This is a genomic window from Luteolibacter sp. Populi (genome assembly GCF_040801775.1).
GTDB lineage: Bacteria > Verrucomicrobiota > Verrucomicrobiia > Verrucomicrobiales > Akkermansiaceae > Haloferula.
Window position 1 is genome coordinate 1,224,775 of sequence record NZ_CP161812.1, and the last position, 24,559, is coordinate 1,249,333.

The 24,559-nt window shown below is 63.6% G+C and carries 15 protein-coding genes and 1 pseudogene; 7 read left to right on the plus strand and 9 right to left on the minus strand.

Annotated elements, in window-relative coordinates; genetic code table 11:
• Positions 1-80 precede the first annotated feature (80 nt).
• Positions 81-1,073 carry an AEC family transporter gene (locus ABWK72_RS04780; protein WP_367873644.1) on the minus strand — a complete coding sequence of 331 codons (993 nt, stop codon included), beginning with the start codon at positions 1,071-1,073 and terminating at the stop codon, positions 81-83.
• A 779-nt stretch (positions 1,074-1,852) separates the two neighbouring features.
• Here ABWK72_RS04780 and ABWK72_RS04785 point away from each other — a divergent pair.
• The 3 genes and pseudogenes from ABWK72_RS04785 (at position 1,853) to ABWK72_RS04795 (ending at position 7,108) form a co-directional block, all read left to right on the plus strand.
• Positions 1,853-5,458 carry a sorbosone dehydrogenase family protein gene (locus ABWK72_RS04785; RefSeq protein WP_367873645.1) on the plus strand — a complete coding sequence of 1,202 codons (3,606 nt, stop codon included), beginning with the start codon at positions 1,853-1,855 and terminating at the stop codon, positions 5,456-5,458.
• 108 nt (positions 5,459-5,566) lie between these two features.
• Entirely contained in the window at positions 5,567-5,947 is a 381-nt protein-coding gene (locus ABWK72_RS04790) for a hypothetical protein (RefSeq protein WP_367873646.1), read from the plus strand.
• Positions 5,944-7,108, plus strand: a pseudogene (locus ABWK72_RS04795) (low temperature requirement protein A). Before ABWK72_RS04790 ends, ABWK72_RS04795 begins: the two are co-directional and overlap by 4 nt.
• Before the next feature lie 6 nt (positions 7,109-7,114).
• Here the strand turns inward: ABWK72_RS04795 and ABWK72_RS04800 are convergent.
• The 6 genes from ABWK72_RS04800 to ABWK72_RS04825 all read right to left on the minus strand — a co-directional run bounded on the left by ABWK72_RS04800 (position 7,115) and on the right by ABWK72_RS04825 (position 17,440).
• Positions 7,115-7,636, minus strand: coding sequence for an N-acetyltransferase family protein (locus ABWK72_RS04800; RefSeq protein ID WP_367873647.1), 522 nt, complete (start codon positions 7,634-7,636; stop codon positions 7,115-7,117).
• A 46-nt stretch (positions 7,637-7,682) separates the two neighbouring features.
• Entirely contained in the window at positions 7,683-8,615 is a 933-nt protein-coding gene (locus ABWK72_RS04805; protein ID WP_367873648.1) for a prolyl oligopeptidase family serine peptidase, read from the minus strand.
• A gap of 170 nt (positions 8,616-8,785) precedes the next feature.
• Positions 8,786-10,510 (minus strand): kelch repeat-containing protein, encoded by a 1,725-nt coding sequence (locus ABWK72_RS04810; RefSeq protein WP_367873649.1) that lies wholly within the window; start codon positions 10,508-10,510, stop codon positions 8,786-8,788.
• 103 nt (positions 10,511-10,613) lie between these two features.
• Positions 10,614-12,143 (minus strand): glycoside hydrolase family 75 protein, encoded by a 1,530-nt coding sequence (locus ABWK72_RS04815; RefSeq protein ID WP_367873650.1) that lies wholly within the window; start codon positions 12,141-12,143, stop codon positions 10,614-10,616.
• A gap of 54 nt (positions 12,144-12,197) precedes the next feature.
• Positions 12,198-12,659, minus strand: a complete 462-nt coding sequence (locus tag ABWK72_RS04820) for a GAF domain-containing protein (RefSeq protein WP_367873651.1) — start codon at positions 12,657-12,659, stop codon at positions 12,198-12,200.
• A 101-nt stretch (positions 12,660-12,760) separates the two neighbouring features.
• The gene (locus tag ABWK72_RS04825; RefSeq protein ID WP_367873652.1) at positions 12,761-17,440 is read right to left on the minus strand and encodes a GDSL-type esterase/lipase family protein; all 4,680 of its coding nucleotides are present in this window, start codon (positions 17,438-17,440) and stop codon (positions 12,761-12,763) included.
• Positions 17,441-17,780: 340 nt separating this feature from the next.
• Here ABWK72_RS04825 and dnaX point away from each other — a divergent pair, with 340 nt between their 5' ends.
• The 4 genes from dnaX to polX all read left to right on the plus strand — a co-directional run bounded on the left by dnaX (position 17,781) and on the right by polX (position 22,625).
• The gene (gene dnaX / locus ABWK72_RS04830) at positions 17,781-19,343 is read left to right on the plus strand and encodes a DNA polymerase III subunit gamma/tau (RefSeq protein WP_367873653.1); all 1,563 of its coding nucleotides are present in this window, start codon (positions 17,781-17,783) and stop codon (positions 19,341-19,343) included.
• Positions 19,344-19,436: 93 nt separating this feature from the next.
• On the plus strand, positions 19,437-19,739 hold the full coding sequence (locus ABWK72_RS04835) for a YbaB/EbfC family nucleoid-associated protein (RefSeq protein WP_367873654.1): 303 nt from the start codon (positions 19,437-19,439) through the stop codon (positions 19,737-19,739).
• A gap of 34 nt (positions 19,740-19,773) precedes the next feature.
• Positions 19,774-20,784 carry an endonuclease/exonuclease/phosphatase family protein gene (locus ABWK72_RS04840; RefSeq protein WP_367873656.1) on the plus strand — a complete coding sequence of 337 codons (1,011 nt, stop codon included), beginning with the start codon at positions 19,774-19,776 and terminating at the stop codon, positions 20,782-20,784.
• Between the two features lie 107 nt (positions 20,785-20,891).
• Positions 20,892-22,625 carry a DNA polymerase/3'-5' exonuclease PolX gene (gene polX / locus ABWK72_RS04845; protein ID WP_367873657.1) on the plus strand — a complete coding sequence of 578 codons (1,734 nt, stop codon included), beginning with the start codon at positions 20,892-20,894 and terminating at the stop codon, positions 22,623-22,625.
• Between the two features lie 205 nt (positions 22,626-22,830).
• Here the strand turns inward: polX and ABWK72_RS04850 are convergent, their stop codons facing one another.
• Both ABWK72_RS04850 and trpD read right to left on the minus strand, forming a co-directional pair.
• Entirely contained in the window at positions 22,831-23,307 is a 477-nt protein-coding gene (locus ABWK72_RS04850) for an SRPBCC family protein (RefSeq protein WP_367873658.1), read from the minus strand.
• A gap of 126 nt (positions 23,308-23,433) precedes the next feature.
• Complete coding sequence (trpD, locus tag ABWK72_RS04855; protein WP_367873659.1) at positions 23,434-24,480, minus strand: anthranilate phosphoribosyltransferase; 1,047 nt, start codon at positions 24,478-24,480, stop codon at positions 23,434-23,436.
• Positions 24,481-24,559: the final 79 nt, after the last annotated feature.

A 24,559-nucleotide genomic window follows, 5' to 3' on the forward strand; every position in this document is an offset into this window, starting at 1 on the left:
TCTACCCAACGAAGTCAGGGGGCTGCCAGCCTGTATGCAGAATAGCGCCGGAGGTAAATCCGGAATAATTTGAAGGGAATTTACAGTCCAACCCACTGCCGCCCCCAGACGATCACGAAGGGCAGTGTGAGCAAACTCACGGCGGTGGTGGCGATCACGATCTGCACCGCCACCCCGGGCCGGCCGCCGTAGACCTTGGCCAGCATGATCGGGCTCATGGCCGAGGGCATGGCCGCTTGGACGACCAGCACCTGTTTGAGGGCCAGGGGCGCGGGCAGGTACTTCGCTGCCGCCAGGATCGTCAGCGGCAGGATCACGAGACGGACCACGCAGCCGCCGATCACCACGCGGGCGGACGGCTTCTCAACGCCGATCATGTCCAGCATGACCGCGCCGGTCACGAGGATCGCGATCGGGAAAGTCCCCGAACCGAGCCAGCTCATGCTTTTCCGGATCATCGCGCCGAACCACATGATGCCGGTGGGGGGTGGACCGCCCTCCGGAGCAGGCACCAGAAACTGGTCCGCGCCGGAGCCGACCAGCAGCAGGCCCAGCAGCACGGAGATCACGGGACCATTCACCAGCCTCCGCCAAGGCACCTTCCTCTGGCCGGAGAGGATCATCACGCCCACCGACCAGATCGCGAGTTCGACCCCGAGATTGTGGACAAAGAGCATCGCCAGCGCTCCGCCGCCGACCCAGAGCTGCTCGACCACCGGGATGGCCGTGTAGCCGAAATTCTGGACCCCGGCGGAGAGTGCGAAGGTCCGCAGGCCGGTGCCCTTTTGGAAGCGCAGCAAAACGGCCGCCAGCCATGCGCCGGCGAATCCCAGCACGGTGAGCCCGAAGCCGACGCCGATCCCCCACCCTACCGAGGAAATGTGCCGGACGCTCTCGCTGCCCATGATCTTGTCGAGGATCAGGCAGGGGTAGAGGACGCTGAAGACGAGGTGGAAAATGGGATCATCCTGTTCCCGCTTCAGCACGCCGAGCTTCCGCAGCCCCGCCCCTGCCAGAATCAGCAAATAGACCGGCAGTACTGCCTCAAGAACCGCCTTCGATGCTGCATCCACGTGCGGAGCATTTGCAAGCAGGTCTCCCGCAACAAGCCCGATTGAATAAACCGAGGGTGGAGCCTCCCCCCTTTTTTTCGCTCTGCCGTGGGGCGAAGGGTGGCCACCCATGCTCGGTCGAGACCGAGACATATAAAGATCCTCATGTCTTTTTAAGAAAATCAACCAAAGTTGACCTTCAAGCTTGATTAAATAAAATTTTAAGGCGATTCATCAACCGAATGTACTATTCCATCAGCAAGGCAACCTTGGCGGATCTTACGCCTTTCGGAGCCCTGTCACTCTTGGTGATAGGACTCCTGGTGGCGGGATTAATCCGGATCGCAATCGTGCAATGGCGCTCGAAACGGGCGCTGCGACGGTTTTTCAAAGAAGAAGGAAAAAGAGTTACGCGGATCGAAAAGTTCCGCGGGCTTCTCAATCTGGGCCCGGCCCGCAACCCGGGACGGAGTGTGGGCTATGATGTGTATCTCAAACCCGCCGGCAGGCGGGTGCCAAAGGAAATGGAATCGCGGGTTTTCTGCGTGGTGAAGCGAAGTTTGCTGCTGGGGATGGTTCTCGATGTGGAGCCATGGAGCGATCTTTGACCGAAGCCCCTACGGGCTCTTTTCCCCGCGGATTCTGCAAGCCGAGGCCGATATTCCAACCGTTAGACCATTCACCTTGCCTGATTTGAAAGAAAATGGAAATAATAGCGTGTGTTTCAATTGATCCCCCTTGTCGCCCGAGGGACCAAGCACCGGACCACTGCACCTCCCGCCGCGATTCTCGCGTTGGCGTTGGCGTGCGCTTCTCTCCCCGCTTCCGCTGCCACTGGTGCCCTGACCAATCCCCATCCGGTCCCGCTGCCCTCCGGGCTGAGCGTGGAGGTGAAATCCTGGCTGACGATTCCGTCCAGCAGTTCCTCGACCCCGAAGGCCCGCATCAACCACCTGAAGCCCTGTCCGGGCGATCCGCGGCTATTCTGCAATGACCTGCGCGGGAAGCTGTGGGCGATCTCCGGCACCAGCGCGACCTCGGCCAGCCAGTTCCTGGATCTCTCGGGACACTTTCCCGGCTTCATCCACACTCCGGGACTCGGCACGGGTTTCGCGTCCTTCGCCTTCCACCCGGAATTCCGCCAAGCGGGGAAGCCGGGGTACGGGAAGTTCTACACGGCCCATAGCGAGAACTCCGGGAGCGTCGTCCCGGACTTCGTGGGCCCGGGCAGCCCGGATCTGTCGCAGGTCGGCATCATCGCCGAGTGGACGATGAGCGACGCCTCGGCGGCTTCGATCACGAAATCGCCGGCGAACTTCACCAAGCGCGAGATCCTGCGGATCGGCTTCCCTTACAATTTCCACGACCTGCAGGAGATCGAATTCGACACCACTGCCACTCCGGGCAGCGAGAACTACGGCTGTCTCTTCATCTGCCTGGGCGATGGCGGCTCGATCGTGCTCGACCAGCCGGGGAACATCGGCCGGATCGACTCGCCGCTCGGCTGCATCCACCGGATCACGCCGGTGCTCGCCAGCGGTCAGAGCGCGGCGAATTTCACGCTCTCCACGAACGGCAAGTATTACATTCCTTCGGGGCCTGCGAATGCGAATCCCTTCGTCGCCGCGGTCGATCCGACGCCGGGTGACGGCTATCCGGTGGTCCGCGAAATCTACGCCTATGGCTTCCGCAATCCGCACCGGATCTCCTGGGACCGCGGGGGCAGCCACAAGATGTTCTGCGGGAACATCGGCGAGAGCACGATCGAGGAGATCGAGGTGGTGACCAAGGGCAGCAACCACGGCTGGCCGCAGCGCGAGGGTGCCTACCTTTTCGACTACACCGACAAGACCCACGTCTATCCCCTGCCGGCCAGTCCCGGCAGCTATGCCTACCCGGTCAGTCAGTACGACCACAATGACGGGCGCGCGGCGGTGGCCGGGGGGTTCGTTTATCGCGGCACGGCAATTCCGGAACTTCAGGGACAGTACCTGTGCGGGGATATCGTCAGCGGGGAACTCTTCATCATGCCGGAGGCCTCGATGAATCTCGCGGCCTCCACCGGCACCAGCGACACCCCTGCCCCGCCGAAGCTGCTGGGAGTGGAGACGAACGGCGTGGCGACCAGCTTCCGCTCGATGCTCGGGGCCAGCCGTGCCGACCTGCGCGTGGGTCAGGATCAGGAGGGCGAGCTCTACCTGCTCTCCAAACAGAATGGCACCATCTACCGGCTGAAGGCGGACACGAGCCTCGGCAACGTGCCGCCCTACGGCGATGGCGACGATTGGGCGATCCTCGGCAACTTCGAGGACGGGCAGTTGCCGACGATGAACCAATCCGTGGCCGGGAGTTCGGTGCAGGTCGTCAACGACCCTGCCGAAGGCCCCGTCAACCGGGTGATGCGCCTGCGCTCCGCCGGCAGCACCACGCTGAATACGAGCATCGCGATCCCGCTGATCCCCGATGGTGGCCGCGGCACCGTGTTCTTCCGCTTTTGCCTGATCGACCAGAATCACGAGCACCGCTGGGGCCTGAGCGAATCGACCAACCCCAGCACCACCACGAACCTCAAGGTGCAGATGCGCTCGATCTCGACCAACCCGGGACGGGTGGAAGTGAGCGACGCCGCGGCTTTCGGCTCTGCCTTCGATGCCCAGCCGAAGACCTGGTATTCCGTCTGGCTGCAGGTCAGCAATGGCTCCGGCACTGCGAACGATGTCTTCGACCTTTACGTGAAGGGTGGCAGCTACGGGGTGCCGACCCTGGTGAAGACCGGCGTGAAATTCACCGCCGGAATCTCCGCCGCGCTGAAGACCTTCTATTGGCGGCTCGCCCCCGGGACCGAGGTTTACTTCGACGATCTCTATGTCGATAGCGGCCACATCAATCTCTCCGAGCCGGCCGCGCCGGATTGGCGCTTGGTCGATCACTTCGAAGGGACCGCGCCGCTGGATTCCTGGGAGCTGCCGGGGCTGGGCGCGCAGGCGGTGAGCATCGTGACCGAGCCCTCCGGAAACCATTACCTGCGCCGCGCGGCATCCTCGTCCGCTGCCGCGAATCCGAACGCGATTGTCGCCAAGCGCCTGCCCTTCACCACCCAGGTCAGCAAAACCCTGACGCTGTTTTTCCGCATGCGTCTGGAGGGCAGCAATCTGAAGCACAGTTTCGGAGCCAGTGCCGTCGATCCCCCGGATCCCGCGACCTACACGGAAAGCGACTTCGCCCCGCAGTGGCGGATCTCTCCCGGTGGCACGACCCAGCTCTACGATGGCCCGGCCGGTGCGGAGTCCTTCGTGCCGGCGACGGTGAATGGCGCTCCCTGCCCCGCGCTGGAGAGCGGCGTGTGGTACCATGTTTGGATCCTCGCGTCCAACAGGGGGATCGCCTCCGGCGGCCAGACCTGGAAGGCCTACATCCAAGGAGGCATCCATGCCAGGCCGGTGCAGCTCGGTGGCACGGTGCACTTCCGGCGTCAGACGGAGACTCCGCTCACCCACTTCCTCAGCATCGCCGCGAGTGGAGGAGGCACCGGCAACCAAGCGATGAACATCGACGATCTGCACGCCTACGAAGGGGTAAATCTGGCCAATCCCATGGCCCCGGACTGGATGCCCACGGCGCTCGAGCGGAGCGGCTCGCAGATCACGCTCTCGTATCCGACCCGTCATAACGCGGCCTTCCAGCTCTTCGAGTCCTCCGACCTGCATACGTGGCAGCCCTTGGGAGCAACTGTCGAAGGCGACACTTCCTGGCAACAGGTTACGCTACCGATCGACCGTCAGAAGCGCTTCTTCCAAGCCGCGGAACTCTCGCGCCGGGATTTCCATCCGGCGTCGTGGAGCACCGACTTCGGCGGCGAATCGCTGCCGGCCGGCGTCGTCCTGTTAGGTTCGAGCACCTGGACCCATACCGAGGGCCTGCTCACGCTCGACGCCACCGGCAGCCAGGTCCCCGGCATGGCCGCCCGGCCCTGCGGTTATGCGCTGCTGCCCGGTGACTGGCGGAATACGACACTCGATGTCGAAGGTCACACCCTGCGCGCCAGCAACGTCACCCAGCGCGATATCGTGCTGATCTTCGGCTACGTGGACGAGACCCATTTCTACTACGCCCACATCGCCGGAACTTCGAATGGCACCACGCAGAACGTCATCATGAAGGTGAACGGCGCGACCGCCACACCGATCCAGTCACCCGCCAGCCCGCCGGTGAAGCTTACCTCCAACTGGCAGACCTACCGGGTCAGCCACGCCGCCACCGGGGCAATCGCGGTCTACGCCGACAACATGGCCACGCCATTCATGACCGCTACGGACAGCACCTTCCCGGTCGGACGGGTCGGTTTCGGCAGTTATGACGACACGGCGGAATTCCGGATGGCGACGGTAAGCGGGGAAAGCCCCTGAGGGTCAGAGCCTCAGGTTCTCGCGAACACTGCCCGCGCAAACAGCAGGGACATATCTTGCTTGGCTTCATTCGCGTAGGCGGAATAGTGGCAGTCTCTCTCCCCTTCCATGATAATCCCGAGGCTTACCTATGTCGTAGCGCGCGTCCTGATCGCGAGCGTCTTCGTCGGCCTCGGTGTGGAGCGGCTGCTAGCCGGGGCCCACATCCTGTCGGATCGCGCGGTTGCTTCGCCCCTGTGGAATCTCCTCTTCACTTTCGAGGCGGTGGCGGGGCTGCTGATCATGCTCGGCTGGCAGGCGGGCCGCATCGCCCTGATCATGGCGGTCTTCCTCGCGGTGGACGCCTTCCGTAGCCATCCTTTCTGGAATTACGGCGGCAATATGCAGCACGAGCAGTTGTTGCAGTTTCTGAAGAACGTCTCGGCGATCGGCGGGCTTTTGCTGGTCTCCTGGATCGAAGGCCACGAATTCCGGGAGCCGAATCCATGAGCGGTCCAGGAGCCCTGCTCCGTTCCAAGGACGGCCATGATGCCGGGAAGGTATCGTTCATCGAACTCTTCTTCGACCTCGTTTTCGTTTTTGCCATCACGCAGCTCTCGCACGCGCTGATCGCGCACTTCTCTCTGCTTGGGGCCCTGCAGACCGGGATGTTGCTGCTCGCGGTGTGGTGGGTATGGGTCTTCACCACCTGGGTGACGAACTGGCTCGATCCGGAGAAGCTGCCGATCCGCATCGCCCTGCTGGCGATGATGGTTCTCGGCCTGGTGCTTTCCGCGTCCATCCCGGAGGCTTTCGGGAAGCGCGGGCCGGCCTTCGCCGGGGCCTATGTGGCGATGCAGGTCGGCCGCACCCTGTTCTTCCTGTGGGCGGTTCGCGGGCAGCCCCTGATGATCCGGAATTTCCAGCGGATTCTCGCTTGGCTGGTCGTCGCGGCGATCTTCTGGATCGCCGGAGCCTTCGCAGACGGCGCAGCGCGCATGGCTTGGTGGGGCCTTGCCCTGGCAATCGAGTACCGTCTCCCCGTCGCTCGGTTTCCACACTCCCGGCTTGGGGAAATCGGCGGCGGCGGATTGGGACGTCTCGGGCCATCACATCGCGGAGCGCTGCGGACTCTTCATCATCATCGCGCTCGGGGAATCGATCCTCGTCGCCGGCGCTACCTTCAGCGGCTTGGAGTGGACCGGCCCCGTGATCGGTGCCTTCGCGGCATCGCTGCTCGGTAGCATCGCCATGTGGTGGCTATATTTCGATGCGGCCTCGGACTTCGGCACGCACAGGATCGCGGAGTCGGACAATCCGGGCCGGCTGGCGCGGCTGGCTTATACCTACCTGCACCTCTTCCTTGTCGCCGGGATCATCCTCTCCGCCGTGGCGGATGAATTCGTGCTCGCCCATCCTTCCGGCCATAGCGATTGGAATGTGACGATTGCCGTGCTTGGCGGCAGTGCCCTCTACCTATTCGGCAGCCTGCTCTTCAAGCGGGCCATCGCGGGACATAGCTCGCGGGCTCACATTGTCGCCATCATTCTGCTGGCCTGCCTGATCCCCGCGGCAAGCCACCTCGCGCCGTGGCTGCTGATGGCAATCGCCAGCGCGGTCCTCTGCGGCTTGGCGTGGTGGGAGCGCCACTCGCATTGCCTACGGGACTGAGCGGCCTCACAAGCCGCGGCGGTAGCGCAGTTCGTGGATCGGGAAGCCCAGCCGCCGGTCCTCCTTCTCCGTCCCGTCCGGCTCGAATCCCGCCGCAGCATAGAACTGCCTCGCCCGCTCGTTGGTCGCCAGCACCCACAAGGTCAACGCCACGAAGCGATGCTTCGTGGCATGATCCACCGCCGCCGCCACCAGACTACTTCCCGCTCCATGACGCCACTCCCGGGGCTCGACGTAGAGTGAGGAGATCTCCGCGATCTCCGGAGGCGCAGCCGGATCGCGGGAGGCCTGCAGTGAACAAAATCCCGCGACCCGCGTGCCTCGCACCGCCACCATGACCAGTTCCTCCGGCGCCCCGATCAGCGCCTTCCATGTCACCGCGCGCTGCAAGGGGTCCAGACTATCCAGGTAGTCGTCCGGAATCAGCCCGCGATAGGCAGCCCGCCAAGCCGCCACGTGGATCCCGGCGATCCGCGTCGCCTCATGCTCGGAGGCCTTGCGGATCAAATAGCACGCGGTTTTCGACATGCTGTCATCGTCACCCCTTGGCGACGGTTTTGCAACTCCGCTCGCCTCAACGGTGTTGTTTGAATAGCCATTCGTGGAGTTCGGGGTCCGCGTAGACCTTTCCGGCGATGCCGTGGTCGCCTTCTTCGTATTCGGTGTATTTCACCTCCGCGCGCGCTTTTCTGAGTGCCTCCACCATCTTGCGGCTCTGGTCCACATTGACCGTCGGATCCTTGGCCCCGTGGAAGACCCACGTCGGCACGTTCTTGAAGGACTCCGCGCGGTTCGGATCGCCGCCGCCGGCAATCGGCACCCCTGCCGCGAAGAGCCGGGGCTCCTGACCCAGCAGGTGGAAGGTGCCGTAGCCACCCATCGAATAGCCCGTGAGGTAGATCCGCTTCTTGTCGACCGCCAGATTCTTCACCAGATCCCCGATGATCTCCACCACCGCCTCGCTGTTCTTGCCATCCCAGGAAGCATCCTTGGGGCACTGCGGGGCGATGATGATGCACTCGCGCTTCCGGTAGTTCTCCTCCTGCGAGAAGGTCTTGGCCTCGCCGGGCTGCTCCGGTGTCATCACATCCCCGCCCCGGCCATGCAGGTAGATCACCAGCGGATAGCCGGTCTCATCCGCCCCGCGCAGCTTGCGCGCACCGAAGATCCGGTAGGACAGGCCGTGGCCCTCGGTCTTCTGCCACTCGCCGCTCAGCAGCTTGGCGAAGGGGTTGCTCTTGTCGGACTTCGCCGCCTCTTCGGATTCCGCTTCGAGCTGCTTGGCCACCCATTCGCGGTCCGCCTGCGAAAGCGTGTCCAGCGCGATGGTGAAGATCTTGCGGTTGTCGCTGCGGCGGATCGTGACCTTGCCATCCTTCGCGCTCACGTACTCCGCCTGGATCGTCTTGCCACCGTCGGCCGTCTTCCATTCGCGGGATTCCGCCGCGAGTCCGGGAAGGGTCAGGGTCAGCAGTGCGCAGCCGATGACGGTGAGGAGGGCTTTCATTACCCGCCAGCATCGACCTTGCGGCAGCGGGAAATCAATCCCGCATCGCGGCAGCCCGGTTCAATCGCCGCCCCGTCGGTTGGCACGATCTGGGAACGGGTTCGAGTCGATCCCCCTCCCGCTGATTGACACCCTTCCCCTGCCGGGGAAGCGCGATGGAGAACGCCTGCTCAAGGCCGGGTGACTTTCAGCCTCAGGAAATGCGACTTCGGGCCGTTTCCTGACAGCACGAAACGATAGCCGCCGTCGCTCCCCGTATCGGGAACGGGCAGCCAACTCCCCTCGTCCAAGGTCGCACTCTGCTCGGCCTCGTAGAGGATCCCGGTGACTCCAGCCGGCGGCGAGAAGGAATAGCCGAAAGCGCCCTCCGCCCACCCCGCTTGAGGTAACTGTGCGGGCCTTGCCTTCGCCGGATCGTGGCCTGGCCCCAGAAACGCGAAGACCACCAGATTCGGAAGCCCGGTGCCGTGAGGATCGGCCCCATCGGCAGCATCGCCGGTGTCGGTGGTGATCCCATACCATTTCTTCCGCCACGCTTCGAGAGCCGTCAGCGTGGTGAAACTGCCCGCCGTGCTGTAGCCGGTACCCACCGCATTCATCGCGTATGCCCGGAACCGGTAGGCGGTGCCGGGTGAGAGTTCGCTCAGATTGACCGTGAACGAACCGGTCGTGCCAGCGGCCGCTACTGCGGTGGCACCCGGTCCTCCCAGCTTTGGATCACTGTTGATGGCAGCCGGGGCGAAGACGACGCCCCGGCCCGTGACGGAGGCGCTCCCGATGTTCGTCACGTTGCCGCCCAAGCGCACGGACGACTCCGTCAGCAGCGATGTAGCAGATCTGGTGAGATTCGGAGTATCGTAAAGCTCGGTCACCGATAAAAAGCCGGTGCGGGAACCGCCTGCGAGCACCACCTCGCCCTCCGGCAATAGCGTGGCGGTATGGAATTCACGTTCTTCGAACAGGTCGGGACCCGGACTGCATGTACCGCTCGCCGGACCATAGAACTCCGCAGGGGTGGGATAGGTGGCGCCGCTGCTCGCACCGCCAGCGATCAAGATGCGGCCATCGGGCAGCAGCGTGGCCGTGTGGTTCCGCCGCGCGAAGGTCATGGCTCCCGTGGTGCTCCAAGTCCCATCGAGAGGATTGTATAGCTCGGTAGCGGTGAGGAAAGCGCCATTGAAGCCCCCCGCCACGAGAACCTTGCCATCCGGCAAAAGGGTAGCGGTGTGTTGGGCGCGGCCCGTGGCAAGGGCACCGGTCGCGGACCAAGTGCCGGGAACCGGATCGTAAAGCATGCAGCCCGTGGAATAGCCGCCGGTCCCAATTCCACCCGTAATCAATACCTTGCCATTCTGCAGCAGGGTGGCGGTATGGTTAGCCCGTCCGGTCGCGAGGAAGCCGGTGGCAGACCAAGCATTGGCGACCGGATCATAAACTTCCGCACGGGTGGGATAGGTCGTTCCCGAGCCGTCGGCGGTCGTGCGTCCGCCGGTCACGAGAACCTTCCCGCTGTCCAAAAGCGTGGCCGTGTGGGCATTGCGGCCATTCACGAGTGATCCGGCCGCGCTCCAGGTTCCGGCGGAGGGATCGTAGAGTTCGGCTTGGAGGGGAATGTTGTAGTCGTCGAATCCCCCGGCCACGAGAACCCTGCCGTTGCCAAGAAGGGTGGCACTGTGATTCCGCCGGTGCTTGCTCAAGTCCCCGGTGGAGCCCCAAGTGGAAGTGGCTGGATTGTAGAGTTCGCAGCCGTTGGAAGTTCCACTGTTGCCGATTCCCCCGCTGACGAGCACCTTCCCATTGGGAAGCAATGTGGCTGTATGCTCGCGGCGGGCATAAGACAGGGTATCTGCGAAAACAAAAACATCCGCAGCACCAGCCATGCAGGCACTAGCCATGAGCAAAGGCGCTATATTCCCAACGAATCTCATTTGAAGACGCGGATATGGGAAGGACCGCAACAGTTGCAAAGCAGATAAACCGGCAGAAAGCGATTCAGGACTAACGCGGAGTGACCTCGGGATTGGTCGGTGGCGGGGGCTGCGAGGGAGCAGGAACAGGCGCCTGTTCCGGTGCTGGCGGGGGAACAGGCGGCGGTGTTGGATCGGGCAAGAGGTTCTGCCAGCGGTGAAGCTCCACACCAGCAGCCGTCCCGCCGCATTCCTTCAGCAGCTCCTCGCACTTGGCACGCCACTTCTCGTAGTCCGGAGGACCTTTCGTCTCCTCCCGTGAGCCGGGGAAAACCAGGTAGGTCACTACCAGGTTCGATTCCGGCCGGCTGTAGGAAGACGCCCGCGGATTGATCTCCTTCGCCATCCGCAGCGAGGCCTCGCCTACCTTGAAAGTCGGCCCGCCGTCACCGACGATCGCCGGGTAGAGCTTTTCCCCGTGCACAACCACGGCGTAGTCGCCCGCCTTCGGAGCATAGGGATCGGACGAACTCAGCAGATTGACCGGGATCACGATGAAGGGATCGTAGTCCGCGATCAGGAAGCTGCGCGACTTCATGTCCTCGATCCCGCGCTTGAGATACTTGATGCGGTCGCGTAGCCAGGTTTTCCGCTCGGCGGTGGTCTTGCTATCGCCGAGTTCCTTGTTCGCCCCCGCGATCCGGCTTTCCCATCCGGCGATCAGCGGGTTCGCCACCTGGGTTTTCTTCGGCCAACCGTAGCTGGTGAAGGGCTGGTAGTGGGTCGAGTTCACGATCTCATCCGGCATGCTCGCCAAGCGGTCGCCATCGGAGCCGTCCGAGACCACATCCATCTCCGCTTGTAGCAAAAAGACCTTCCGGCCGCTCTGCGGGTGCTGGAGATTGAGGATCGTCTCGCAGTCGTAGTAATTGTGCTTGGTCAGCAGTTCGTTCAGCCGCGTCGCCTCCTGCTTCAGGCGGCTGGTCTTGTTTTCATAGAGCGCGAAAAACCAGCGGGACACCTCCGGCTTCTCCATCATCGCGGCCAAGCCGGGCAGCAGGGTGCCCAACTTCGGGTTCACGGTCTGCAGTTGCTCCAGGGTCTTCGAGGGCTCCGGCACGCGGATCTTGAGCGTGTATTCGGCGACGTAGGAATCGCCGTCCTTGCGCTCCTTGGACGCGATGCCTCCCTTCTCCACCTTCACCTCGGACTTGAAGGGGATGCCGGAGCGCAGGGTCCGCACGTCCCCGCCGCTCTGCGCGGTGTGCGTCGAGAGCGGCGGCTCCGGCTCATCGCCCGGCTCCGCGGATTGCTTCTTGGCCAGGTCATCGAGCTGCTTCTTCAGCGTCTCCCGCTCCTTCTCGAATTCAGCCTCCTGCTGTTCAAGGTCCTGCCGGTGGCGCGCCTCGAACTGCCGCTCGATGTCCTCCGCATCGCTCTTCGCATTCGGGGACACCGTGGTCACCACCGTCTCCTTCCGGAACAGCCGCTGGCCCGCCGGGGTGAACAAAAACGCCACCCCGCCGACCGACAGCACCAGCGAGCTGGCGCGCAGCCACGGGAAGCCGCCCTTCGGCTGGCGGCGCAGGCCCTCGATACGGTGCGGGTCCGGTGAACTCATGGCAGGAAACTAGCAGCAGCTTGCCGCGGCTTCCAAGAGAGAAGGAAGCCCCCTTCAAAACCCCGCGAAAATCGCCTCCAATTCCTCCCGATCCACCTCGTCGAAAGCCCCTTTCTCCGCCGAATCCACGTCGAAGACCGCGATCACCGTTCCGCGCCGGTCCTTCACCGGCACCACGATTTCGCTCTCCGCGCGGCTGTCGCAGGCGATGTGCCCGGGAAACTCGTGAACGTCCGCGACCACCTGCGTCTCGCCGCTTGCCCATGCCGTGCCGCAGACACCCCTGCCCCAGGCGATCCGCGAGCAGCCCGGAGTGCCTTGATAAGGTCCGATCACCAATCCGGCGCCGACCACCCGGTAAAAGCCGGTCCAGAAGGCATGCGGCATCGCTTCATGGAGGATGCAGGCGGCAGCCGCCATCCGCGCGATGGTGTCGGGCTCGCCCGCCCATAGGGCCGTCATCTGTGCGCGGGCGGTGGCGTAGCGGGCCCTTTTCTCCTCTGCGCTGGGGATCATGGCGGCAGTCCCTAGGTGTCCCGGCGGGAGACGGCAATGCCATTTCCCCGTCGGGAGCGGTCCGCACGGAAAGCCGTGCGGACCGCCCGTCAAGAGACCGTTTACGGTTGGGGTACCGCGCGGTAGTAGCCCGCCAGTCCGAGAGGGTCTTCATCCAGATAAGGAATGTCGCCACTCGCCGGGGCGGTAATTGTTTCGAGCACCTGCCAATCTTCGAGCACGCCGCTGCGCTGGATCTGGTAGCTACGGCCCGGATCCCCGTGGAAAACCAATGCCACCGAATCGCCACCGTTGATCGTGATCTCCGTCGGCTCCAGTGGCAGTCCCGTGACAATCAGGCTTCCCGCCGGGCTGGTCGTCGCGACCAAGCCGGGGTCCGTCACGATCACATCATAGCTTCCGGAATCGGCACCGTCGATGGCACCGAGATCCAGCCAAGGCTGGGTAGCCCCCACGATGTTCAGACCATTGTGACGCCACTGGTAGGTGTAGGGACCGGGGCCCGCCACACTCACCGTGAAAGTCACGTCTTCACCAACATCTGCGATCCGGTTGCCCGGCTCGGCATAGAACTGGGCGGCCGGCCCGCTCGGGTTGCCTTCGCGAACCAAGACATAGAGGCGCTTCGTGGTGTAGCTGAGCCCATTGTTGGCGAAGGTCCAGTCGGTGTGGCCCGCCGCTTGGGCGGTATTGTTGCCGATCCCCATTTCGGAATTCTCGGTGGTATTCGAGCCCCAGTTATTGAAGCCCATGATGGTCTGGGCGGCACCGTAATTGTGGATCTGCATCGAGCCGTGGCCGCCGTTGGTCATACGGTCGCCGAAGTCGAAGAGCGTGGGACTCGCCCCTAGGATATTGCGCTCGTTGATGCCATCATAGTTGCCACCCCAGAACTCGATGTTGCCGGTGGCGATGTCGCTGCCGTTCACCACGCCCGCGACGTTCGAGGCCACGTTCATGTGCGTCACGAGCTGCTGGATAGGGACCGGATTCGTCGTCAGGACGGGCACGCCGATCTGGCTGGGGAGGTGTGTGTGCCTGTCGAAGGACGCGTAGGCCCAGTTGCCGTTCAGCTCCATCAGGTAGGCCACGCGGTCGAATCCGAGGTCACCGAACTTCCGCTCGTCGAGGTCATAGTTGATCCCGTTGTTGTTATAGTTCGGAACCGGACCGGGCAGGTTCAGGCTGAGCACGTGGCGATAGCCCGCGATCTCCGGGATATTTGCGAACACCGCCGGCGGGGTATAGGCCGTGAAGTTCGCAGTGCGCGGAACCGTATTCGCAACAGGGCTGCGGTCGCTCACGCCGCTTACGTTTACCGTGTAGACATTGCCCGGAACCTGCGCGCTGGTGCGCACGATCAGGTCGCTGGTGCCTTGGAATTCGATGCCGGTGACGGTGAGACCGGCGATGCTCACATTCGCCACGGAAGGCGCGTTCTGGGAGATCGGCTCGCTGAAGGTGAGCCGCACCGCGTCCCCGTCCACGGAAGGCCGCAGCGCCGAGATGGAGGGAGCCGTGACATCCGAATTGCCGGGCAGGACGTAGACCTGCAAGACCCGCTTTACATCGTAGGTCGACGCATTGTTGGCGAAGGTCCAGTCGGGGCTGGCCACCAGCGGACCATTGCCGATGCCGATGCACAAGGGATTGGAGGCGTTGTTCGGCGAGCCCCAGTTGTTCAACGCCAGGATCGTCTGGCTTGCCCCGTGGTTGTGGATCTGCATGGAGCCGTGCCCGTTGCCCGCGCTGCCGCCGCCGTCACCCCAGTCGTAGTTGGAGTTATTGGCATTGGGAATGCCGAGGGCATTGTTCGCGTTGTAGCTGCCGGACCAGAACTCGATATTGCCGGTCGCCAGGTTGGTCCCGTTGACCACGCCCGCCACGTTCGAGACCACATTCAGATTCGTGACCTGCTGCTGGAAAATCAATCCGCTCGGCACGCCGATCCGGGTCGCATCCTGGGTGAATGCATCCATCGAGGTCCACACGTAGCTCGGTCCGGCATCGCCGGTCTTTTGAAGCTCCATGTAGTAAGCCACGCGGTTGAAAGGGCCTAGCGCACCGGCATAGTTCACCTGATAGGGTGCGAACCCGTTGCCGCTCCTGAGATTGCCGGTGGCGGGGATGTTGAGCGAGTAAGCGAGTTGATAGCCTGCGGCTTCCGGGACCTTCGTGACCAGGTCAGCATTCGTGGTCACTCCGGGCAGCACCAGCACATGGAGCGTGCGCTTGCTGTAGCTCCCGGCGTTCGCGGCGAAGGTCCAGTCCACACCGGCATCGACGGGCGCGGGATTGTTGCCCATGCCGATATCGAGAACGCTGCCGTTCACGCCGAAGTGATTCACGGCGAAGACTGTCTGGTTCGCGCCCGCGTCGTGGTTGTGGACCTGCATCGAGCCGTAGGTTCCCGTCAGGCGGTTGTCACCCGTGTCGAAGTTGGAACCACTCGCATTCGGAATAACGAGGGTGTCCACCGCGTTGTAGCTGTGCGGCCAGAACTCGATGTTCCCGCCGGTGGCGGTCGTACCGTTCACCACGCCCGGCGCATTCGAAATGACGTTCAGGTTGGTCACATTCTGCTGCAAGATGGCACCGGTCGCCGCGAGCGGAATGCCGATGTGATTGCGGCCGCCGGTGAAGGAATCCATGGAAGCCCACACATAGCGCGTCGGCTGGCCCTGCTGCTGGAGCTCCAGATAGTAGGCGACCTTCGTGAAATTCCCTGCCGCAGCGCGGTCGTCGTATTTGTAGGGATTGCCCGCCGAGAAATTCCCGACCACCGGGAGATCCGAGGAGTAGACGAGCTCGTAGCCCGCGGCCGCCCCGCCGATATTCGCGGTGATCTCCGCCGGAATCGTGTTCGTGCTGACCGCGGCGGTGGTGCCGGCGGCGATCGGATTGGCATTCGCCGAGCTATCGCGGACCTCACCAATCGAAAGTGTCAGCGGGGTGGCCTGCGGCTGCAGCGTGGTCTGCAAGGTCACCGTGCGGCGGTCGGCCGAAAGCGTCGCCGACAAGACCGTGACGCCATTGTTCAAGGTGAAGCCGGCGGCATTCACGGAAGCGCTGGCGAGCGACTCGGAGAAATTCACCACGACCTGCGAGCGGCCCGCGGCGGCGATGGCGGAGACCACCGCCGGCGCGACATGATCCCCGGTGGAGCGCACCAGCACCTGGAGGGAGCGGATGCTGTAGGCACCGGCGTTGTTGTGGAAGGTCCAGTCCTTCCCCTCGGTGACCGGGAAAGGGTCGTTGCCGATGCCGAGGTCGGCGATCTTGGTGGTGAGGTGCGTGCCCCAGTTGTTGAAGGCGAAGACGGTCTGCGCGGCAGCGGTGTTATGGACCTGCATCGAGCCATAGTCGCCCTGCGTCGGCTGGTCGCCGAAGTCGTAGAGTTCGCCGCTGGCACCGGTCACGCCGGCGGAGTTGCCCTTCTGGTAATTGCCCGGCCAAAATTCGATATTGCCCGCCGGGCTGCTGCCGGTCGTGAGGCCGGCCACGTTCGAGATGACGTTGAGATTCGTGACCGCTTGCTGGAAGAAGGCACCGCTCCCTACGGTCGGCACCGCGATCTTGCCCGCGTCCTGCGTGAAGGCATCCATCGAGGTCCAGACATACTGGAGGTCGCCGTTTTCCGACTGGAGTTCGACGTAGTAGGCGACGCGGTCGAAGCCACCGAGCGTACTGCGGTTGTCGACCTGATAGGCCGGCTGAAACTGGCGGTAGGCCGGGTTCATCGGGATATCGAGCGAGTAGGCCAGCGCGTATTGCTCGGATTCCGCGACCTTGCTCTGATAGCCGCGGGGAATCGGCGGGGTGAAGGTCTTGGTGCTGTCCGGCTCGATCGCGTTGGGAGTCGGCGTCTGGCGGTCCACGATGTTATTCACCGTGACCGTGTAGATGGTGTTATCCGTGTGCGGGGAAGTGACCAGCGTGACCTTGCGTTTCGTGGCGTCCAAGGTGGCCGAGGAAATCGTCACCCCGCCGTCGATCGCGTAGTTCGAGAGATCGCCCGCGGAATCCGCCACCGGCTTGCTGAAGGTGACTGTCACCTCCGTTCGCGACACGCTGCCGCGCACCCGCGCGACTGCCGGATCGCTGAAATCGCCCTCCGGCGTGGAGAGTGCTTGGATCCTACCGAGCCATGCGGCCGCCATCTTGTCCGAGCCGACCTGGTTCGGATGCAGGCCGTCCGGCATGTCGGAGAGCGGCACCGCCGCGCGCATGTCGAGGAAGGTCACCTTGCGGCCCGCGGCGATGTGCGCGTCCACCCGCTGCTGCACGGTGGCATTGAACTGCGTCTGGATCTGGGCGTCCAAGCCGCCGCTGCGCTGCATGATATTGGTCGCCACGATATTCGCGTGCGGGCGCAGCGTGGCCATCTTCAGGATCAGGGCATCCCAGCGGTCGATGGCGGTGGTGGTATTGAAACCTTGGCCGAAATCGTTCGTGCCGATGTGGAGGAGGATGAAGTCCGGGTCCTCGATCGCGCTGAACCAGCCGGCGACATTCGAATCGAGTTGGTCGATGCGCCAGCCGCCGTGGCCTTCGTGCTCCCGGTCGGTCAGGTTGCCGGGTTCGACCGTGTTGGTGCCGACGTAGTCCACCTCGTAGCCCGCATTCGTAAGGATCGTGCGGAGGGCGGGACGGTAATTGCTGCTCGGGGAGCCTTGCGTGATCGAATCCCCGATGGGGAGAATTCGCATCGGAGGAGCGGCGCTCGCGTAAGCGAGGCACGCCAAGGCGGCCACGAGGAGTTTTCGGGGTAGGGCTATCATGGGTTTGGGTATCAAACTACCTTCCTCCCAACGAGGCTCCTGCGGGCAACTCGAGAATACGTCAGCGCCAGCATCCTGGTGCTGACTGCTTCGCTCCTTGTTGACCGCTTCCGGGAGTTCTGAGGGGGAGGAGAATGGGTTCGGCCGATCCAATCATACGCAGAGCTGATACGAGCATGAAAAATCCCTCCAATTTGTTTTAGGAAAGGCGCTCTTCGATCGCGTGATTCGCCCGAACGACCTCCCCCCAAGTGGTTGGTAATCCAGCGTTCTGGCGGATTCGATCAATTCGACCAAACCCGGTGCTGACAAACGTCCGATCCCTCCTACCCTCCCCCGCGTGAGCTATCAGGTCTTCGCCCGGAAATACCGCCCGAAAACCTTCGACGACGTGCTGGGCCAGGATCACGTCGTACGGACTTTGAAGAACGCCATCGCCCAAAAGCGGTTGGCGCACGCCTACTTGTTCGTCGGGCCGCGGGGCACCGGGAAGACTTCCACCGCCCGGATTCTCGCGAAGGCGCTGAACTGCAAGGGAGGACCGAGGGTGGACTTCGATCCCGACGAGGATCTCTGCGTCGAGATCGCCGAGGGCCGCTCGCTGGACGTGCTGGAGATCGACGGGGCCTCGAACAATTCCGTCGAGGACGTCCGCAATATCCGGGAGTCGGTCCGCTTCGCCCCGGCACGCGGGCAGTTCAAAATTTACTACATCGACGAGGTCCACATGCTATCGACGGCAGCTTTCAACGCGCTGCTGAAGACCCTCGAAGAGCCGCCGGAACACGTGAAGTTCATCTTCGCCACCACCGAGGCTCAGAAGGTCCTGCCGACCATCCTGTCCCGCTGCCAGCGTTTCGACCTGCGGCCGATCCCCGCGGAAACCATCGCCCAGCACCTGCGCCACATCGCCTCCGAGGAGAAGGTGGACCTCCACGAATCCGCCGCCTGGGCCATCGCCAAGGGCGCGGACGGCGGAATGCGCGATGCCCAATCGATGCTCGACCAACTCGTCGCTTTCTGCGGTGAGACGATCACCGAGGCCAACGTGCTCGATGTCTTCGGCTTCACCTCCCGCGAAACCGTGGCGGCGGTACTGGGCGGCCTGCTGGCACGCGACACGCCGGTTACCCTTTCGACGGTCCAGCGCGAGGCTGAGGCCGGGCGGGAACTCTCCCAACTCCTCGACGAATTGATCGGCGGCATGCGGGCCTTGCTCGTCGCCAAGCTTGACGCATCGACCGGCGGCGCGGGGATTCCGGCAGAGACTTGGGCCGCCCTGCGTGGCGCGGCGGACAGCTACCCTGCCGAGCGCCTGCTCTCGGTCATCGACATCTTCGCCGAGACCGAGGCCCGCATGAAGTGGGCCTCTAACAAGCGCCTGCATCTTGAGATCGGCCTGATCAAGGCGATCCAATCGCTCGGCGAGGTCCGGCTTTCCGATGTCATCAAGGTTCTCGCCGGCGCGACCGAACACCTCACCTCGCCGGTCTCCTACGCACCGCAAACGGTCGCACCCGCGCCCCTTCCCCTTCCCGCGCCTGAAGCGGCCCCGGTCCTCGCGACTCCCGAGCCGGCAGCCGCCGCTCCCCTGCCCGCACCGGAGCCGGAGTCCGAACCGGAGCCGATCGTCCCCGAGCCGCCGCCGCAGGCTGTCGCCGTCGAAGCTCCGAAACCGACCGCTCCCTCCGGATCGGGCGCTTTCTCTTCGCTCGACGCCCTGATCGCCAATGCACCGGATGAACCGGAGCCCGAGCCTCTCGCGGAGGCGCCGCCATGGAGACCCGAGCCCTTGGCCCCGCCGGAGCCAGCCGCGCCGAAGGTCGATCCGATGGAAGAATTTTATAAGGATCCTCTCATCCAAACTGCTCTGGAAATGTTCGAGGCCACCCTCAAGCGGTGAAAGTTCCAAATGGGAAGTTCCAAGTGCCAATGTAGAAGGGAAGAATCCGGCTCAAGTCTTGCGTCTTGAGCCTCCAAGTCTTGTATCTTTCGTATGGATATTCAAAAACTGATGAAGCAAGCGCAGAAGATGCAGGCCGGGATGGCCGCTGCGCAGGAGGAACTTGCCAAGAAGACCGTCGAAGCCAGCGTCGGCGGCGGCAAGGTCACGGTCGTCGCGACCTGTGCGGGCGACGTGCAATCGATCGTCATCGACAAGTCGGTGGTCGATCCGGATGACGTCGATTTCCTCCAGGATCTGGTGCTGAAAGGCGTCCAGGAGGCCATCAACAAGGGCAAGGAATACTCCGCCGCGGAAATGAAGAAGCTGACCGGCGGCATGGGGCTGCCATTTTGACCCGCTCATCCACCGGCACCACTACGACGGCCCGATGAAGTCCTCCCGCTTCCGCCGACGCGCCGGATGGTTTCTTGTCGGCTGCTCGCTGCTGCTGCATGTGTTCACGGTTTACGCCTTCGGGCGTCAGCCGGAGTTGCTGGCGGCCTACACGGTCATGCCGATTTGGCTCTGGGGCGGGATCGGCCTCTGTTTCTCCATGATCGCCTTCTGGTTTCTCCGGGCGCCGCTATCGCTCTGGGTCACCGGCGTCTGGGCGATCACGATCCTGATCGGTGCCGATGAAGCACGGATCCTGACCACCAATATCAACAAGTCGCGGCCCGAGCCGGGCCAGGCCGGCTTGGCCGATGGCAAGCCGCTGCTCCGCGTCCTCACGCTGAACTGCAATTACTTCAACTACGACGGCGGCAACGACCCGGCGATCGACATCCAGCGCTGGGATCCGGACATCGTGCTGCTGCAGGAGGTCCAGCCCTTTCAAGTGAAGCACGTGGCGGATCGCCTCTACCATGGCCACGGCGATTATCGGACCTTCCTTTCCAATGGCATCGTGACCCGCTGGCGGATCAGCCGCGAAGTCCGCAACCAGCTCTACCGCGACCAACAGGTCACCGTGGCCAAGCCGGACGGCACGTTCATCGAGGTGGTGAACGTACATCTCCAGACCGCCGCCACCGACCTGCGGCTCTGGGACCCGGGTTGCTGGCAGGAGCATTCCGTCAGCCGGAACATCCGCGCCACCGAGCTCTGGCACACACTTCAGGTCCTGGCCGATACCGCGCCGGGCCGCCCCTCCATCGTCGGCGGGGACTTCAACGCCCCGCCCTCCGACCCGATCCAGAGCCTGCTCAAGGGCGACTTTGAAGATGCCTTCGTCCAAGCGGGTTCCGGCTGGGGAAATACTTACCAGCGGCGGATTCCAATCCTCCGCATCGATCAGATCCACGCCTCCCGCCAGTTGCGGCCGCTCCGTTGCGCGGCCGTGACCACGCGCCGCAGCGACCACCGGATGGTGGTGGCGGACTTTCTGACGGTGCCGTGACTGGAAGTTCCAAGTGAAAAGGTCCAAGTGCCAAGCAAAGGCACGCTGGACCGAATTCCTTGAATTTTCCGGCTGATTCGCCCGATGCGGCCTCTTAGGCTCCGCGCATGCCCGTCACCCGCGAACGCATGGCCGAGGTTCTGGAGGAGATCGCCCTCCTGCTGGAGATCCAGGGAGAGAACCCTTTCAAGGTCCGCGCCTATCGCCAGGGGGCGGAGGTCGTGGAATCCTTCGATGGCGACATCGTGGCTCTGGCGGAGGAGAACAAGCTCGAGGGCATCAAGGGCCTCGGCGAGGCGCTGCGCGACAAGCTCCATGAACTCGCCAGCACCGGCGAGTTGGGCTTTCACAAGAAGCTCCGCGCCGACTATCCGGACACGTTCTTCGAACTCTTCGAGCTGGAAGGCTTGGGCCCGAAGAAGATCGCCGCACTCCACAAGCAGCTCGGCGTCGATTCGATCGCCGCGCTCAAGGCCGCTTGCGAGGCGGGCACGGTCGCGGCCCTCAGCGGCTTCGGCGCGAAGACCCAGACGAAAATCCTCGAGGCGGTCACTCGTTCCGAGCAAGTGGCCGAGGCTTTCCGGCTCGATGTCGCGACGATCGCTGCGGAGGAAATCCTGGCGCTGCTGCGCGAGCATCCCGCGGTGTTTCAGGCGTCGGTGGCCGGATCGATGCGGCGTTCCAAGGAAGTCGTGCGCGATCTCGATTTCATCGTCGCGACCGCGGAGCCCGCGACCCTGACCAAGTTCTTCGGCAGTCTGCCGCAGGCCGCGGAGATCATCGCTCAGGGCGATACGAAGTGCTCGATCCGCCTCGCCGACGGGCTGCAATGCGACCTGCGCGCGGTGAGCAATGCCCAGTACCCCTTCGCGCTGATGTACTTCACCGGCAGCAAGGAGCACAACGTCGCGATCCGTTCGCGGGCGCTCAAGCACGGCTGGTCCCTGAACGAATACGGCTTCACCGGAGAAGCGCCGCCGGAAGTCCATTCCGAGGCGGACATCTACCGCGCGCTGGGCCTCGACTTCGTCCCGCCCGCGCTCCGCGAGAACCGCGGCGAGATCGAAGCCGCCGATGCGGGAACCCTGCCGCGGCTGGTCGAATGGGAGAACCTGCGCGGGACCTTCCACAGCCACACCACCGAGTCCGACGGCAAGTCCACCCTCGAAGCGATGGCTGCCGCCGCGCAGGAACTAGGCTTGCAGTACTTGGGGATTTCGGATCACTCGAAATCCTCGCCCCAGGCCAGCGGCTTGAACGAAACCCGGCTGGCCGCGCAGATCGAAACCATCGCCGCCTGGAACCGTGCCAATGCCACCGAGCACTTCCGGCTCTTCGCCGGATCGGAGGTGGACATCCTCAAGGACGGTTCCCTCGACTTCGACGACGGGTTGCTGGCCAGCCTCGATTTCGCCGTCGCCTCGGTCCACAACGCCACGACCTTGAGCGAGGACGAGATGACCAAGCGCATCATCCGCGCGATGGAGAATCCCTTCATCACCTTCATCGGCCACCTCACGGGCCGGCTCCTGCTGCGGCGCGAGCCCTACAAGGTGAACCACGAAAAGATCATCGATGCCGCAGCGGCGACCCGCACGGTAATCGAGTTCAACTGCAACCCGAAGCGCTTCGACATGGACTGGCGCTGGTGGCACCGCGCGCGGGACAAGGGCGTGCTGACCTCGATCAATCCCGATGCCCACTCCACCCAGCAGCTCCAGTTCATCAAGCTCGGTGCCGATGTAGCACGGAAAGGCTGGCTCAGGCGGGAGGACGTGCTGAACACCAAGCCGCTGGCGGAGATCACGGCATGGCTGAAGCTACCGAAAGCGAAACGGTGAAAATGTCGAGCAACGGACGGCTCTTCCCCTGGGAGCGCGGAGCCACCCGGCCCGCAGAATGGTCCCTTTCAGCGGTGAGAATCTCGCAGTCCTGATGGAGAGCGCCGTTCCGCTTCCCTCGATCCATCACAACGCACGATGGCCGGGAACCACTCTGCGGGGCAGTGCCTCCGCGCTCCCGGGCGCTGACGCGTCAGATCACACCTCAAATCCCCCGCGCCAGCTCCTCCAGCTGATCCGTGCACTGGCCCCAGCCCTGATGGAATCCCATCTGCTCGTGCTGCTGGCGGTCGGCCACCGTCCAGTGCAGCACGCGGGCGGTGTAGCGGGTCTTTCCGTCCTCGTCCGCGAAAGTCAACTCGATCGTGATGAAGGGCTTCTCGGAAGGTTCCCAAGCCTTCACGTAGGCATCCGTGGAGACCAACCGTTCGTTCGGCACCACTTCCAGGTAGACCCCGCGGTTGGGAAATTCGGTGCCATCGGGACCTGCCATCACGATCAGGCTTGAACCGCCGGGGCGCACGTCCATCTCGGCGTGCGGTGTCGTCCAAGGTAACGGCGCGAACCACTTCTTGACCAATTCCGATTCCGTCCAACAGCGGTAGACCTTCTCGCGCGGGGCATCGATCAGGCGGGTCAGGACGAGTTCTCGTTGTTCAATCGGGGTGGCTTCAGGAGTCATGGAATAAGGTCTGTTAGTGGATTTGAGCGAAAGTGGACGCGACGACCGCAACCCGCTTTCCTTAACGACGGACAAGGGCGGTGATCCAGGACAGCGGCCCGAATTTTTATTTCCCCTCTCGCCCGCTCACTTTTTCGCCGCATCCTGCAAGAGGCGCAGGCGGTCCAGCGCGCTGCCATCGTTGATCAGCTTCCGCGCGATCTCGATCCCGTCGCCGATGTCGTCGGAGAGGCCGCAGCAGGCGATGGCGGCACCGGCATTGAGCAGGACCATGTCGCGCTTAGGGCCGGTTTCCTTGCCGGAAAGAATCGACTCGAGGATCGCAGCATTGGTCTCTGCATCGCCACCCTGAAGCTCTTCCACCTCCGCGTGCTTCATGCCGAAGTCGCGTGGCCGCACCTCCTCATCTTCCAGATCCTGATAGGCACCCGCCTTGCAGATCCGGGTGGAGCCCATCAGGCTCATCTCGTCCACGGAGCGACCGTCGCCCGTGGTCCCTTGCACGACCCAGGCGCTCTCACGGCCGAGGCGCTGCAAGATTTCCGCGAATGCCGGGCACATTTCCCGCTCGCAAACGCCGACCAATTGGCACTGCGGCTTGGCCGGATTCATCAGCGGCCCGATCTTGTTGAAGATCGTCCTGACGCCCTTCTCCGCGAGCTGCTTGCGCACGCCCGCCACGGCCTTGAAGGCCGGATGATAGGCCGGGGCGAACAGGAAGCCGACGCCCGCCTTCTCCAGACAATCGCGGAAACCATCCGCCGGCAGATCGATGCGGATGCCCAGCGCTTCGAGCACGTCCGCGCCGCCGCTTTTCGAAGTAATGCCGCGGTTGCCGTGCTTCAGCACCACCGCTCCGGTGGCCGCCACCACGAACATCGCGGTGGTCGAGACGTTGAAGAGGTTCAGCTTGTCCCCGCCGGTCCCGCAGACATCGATGGTCGGCCCTTCCAGGTCGAGCAGGCCGACATGAGGATCGACCGCGTGCTCCAGGAATGCCTCGACGAAGCCCGCGATCTCCGCCGGAGTCTCGCCCTTGCGGGAGAGATTCTCCAACAAGGCCGCCTTCTTCTCCTCCGGGGCATGAGGGTCGAGCAGCAGTTCCGCGGCGACCTGGATCTCCCGCGGCGAAAGCTCTTCCTTCCGTTCCAGATGATGAATGAGCGCGTCCATTTGTGAGACTCTAGCGGGCCTGCGCCCGAAAGGAAGAATTGCTTGATGCGCAAAAACGCTTTTTCCCTGCGCTTTTTCA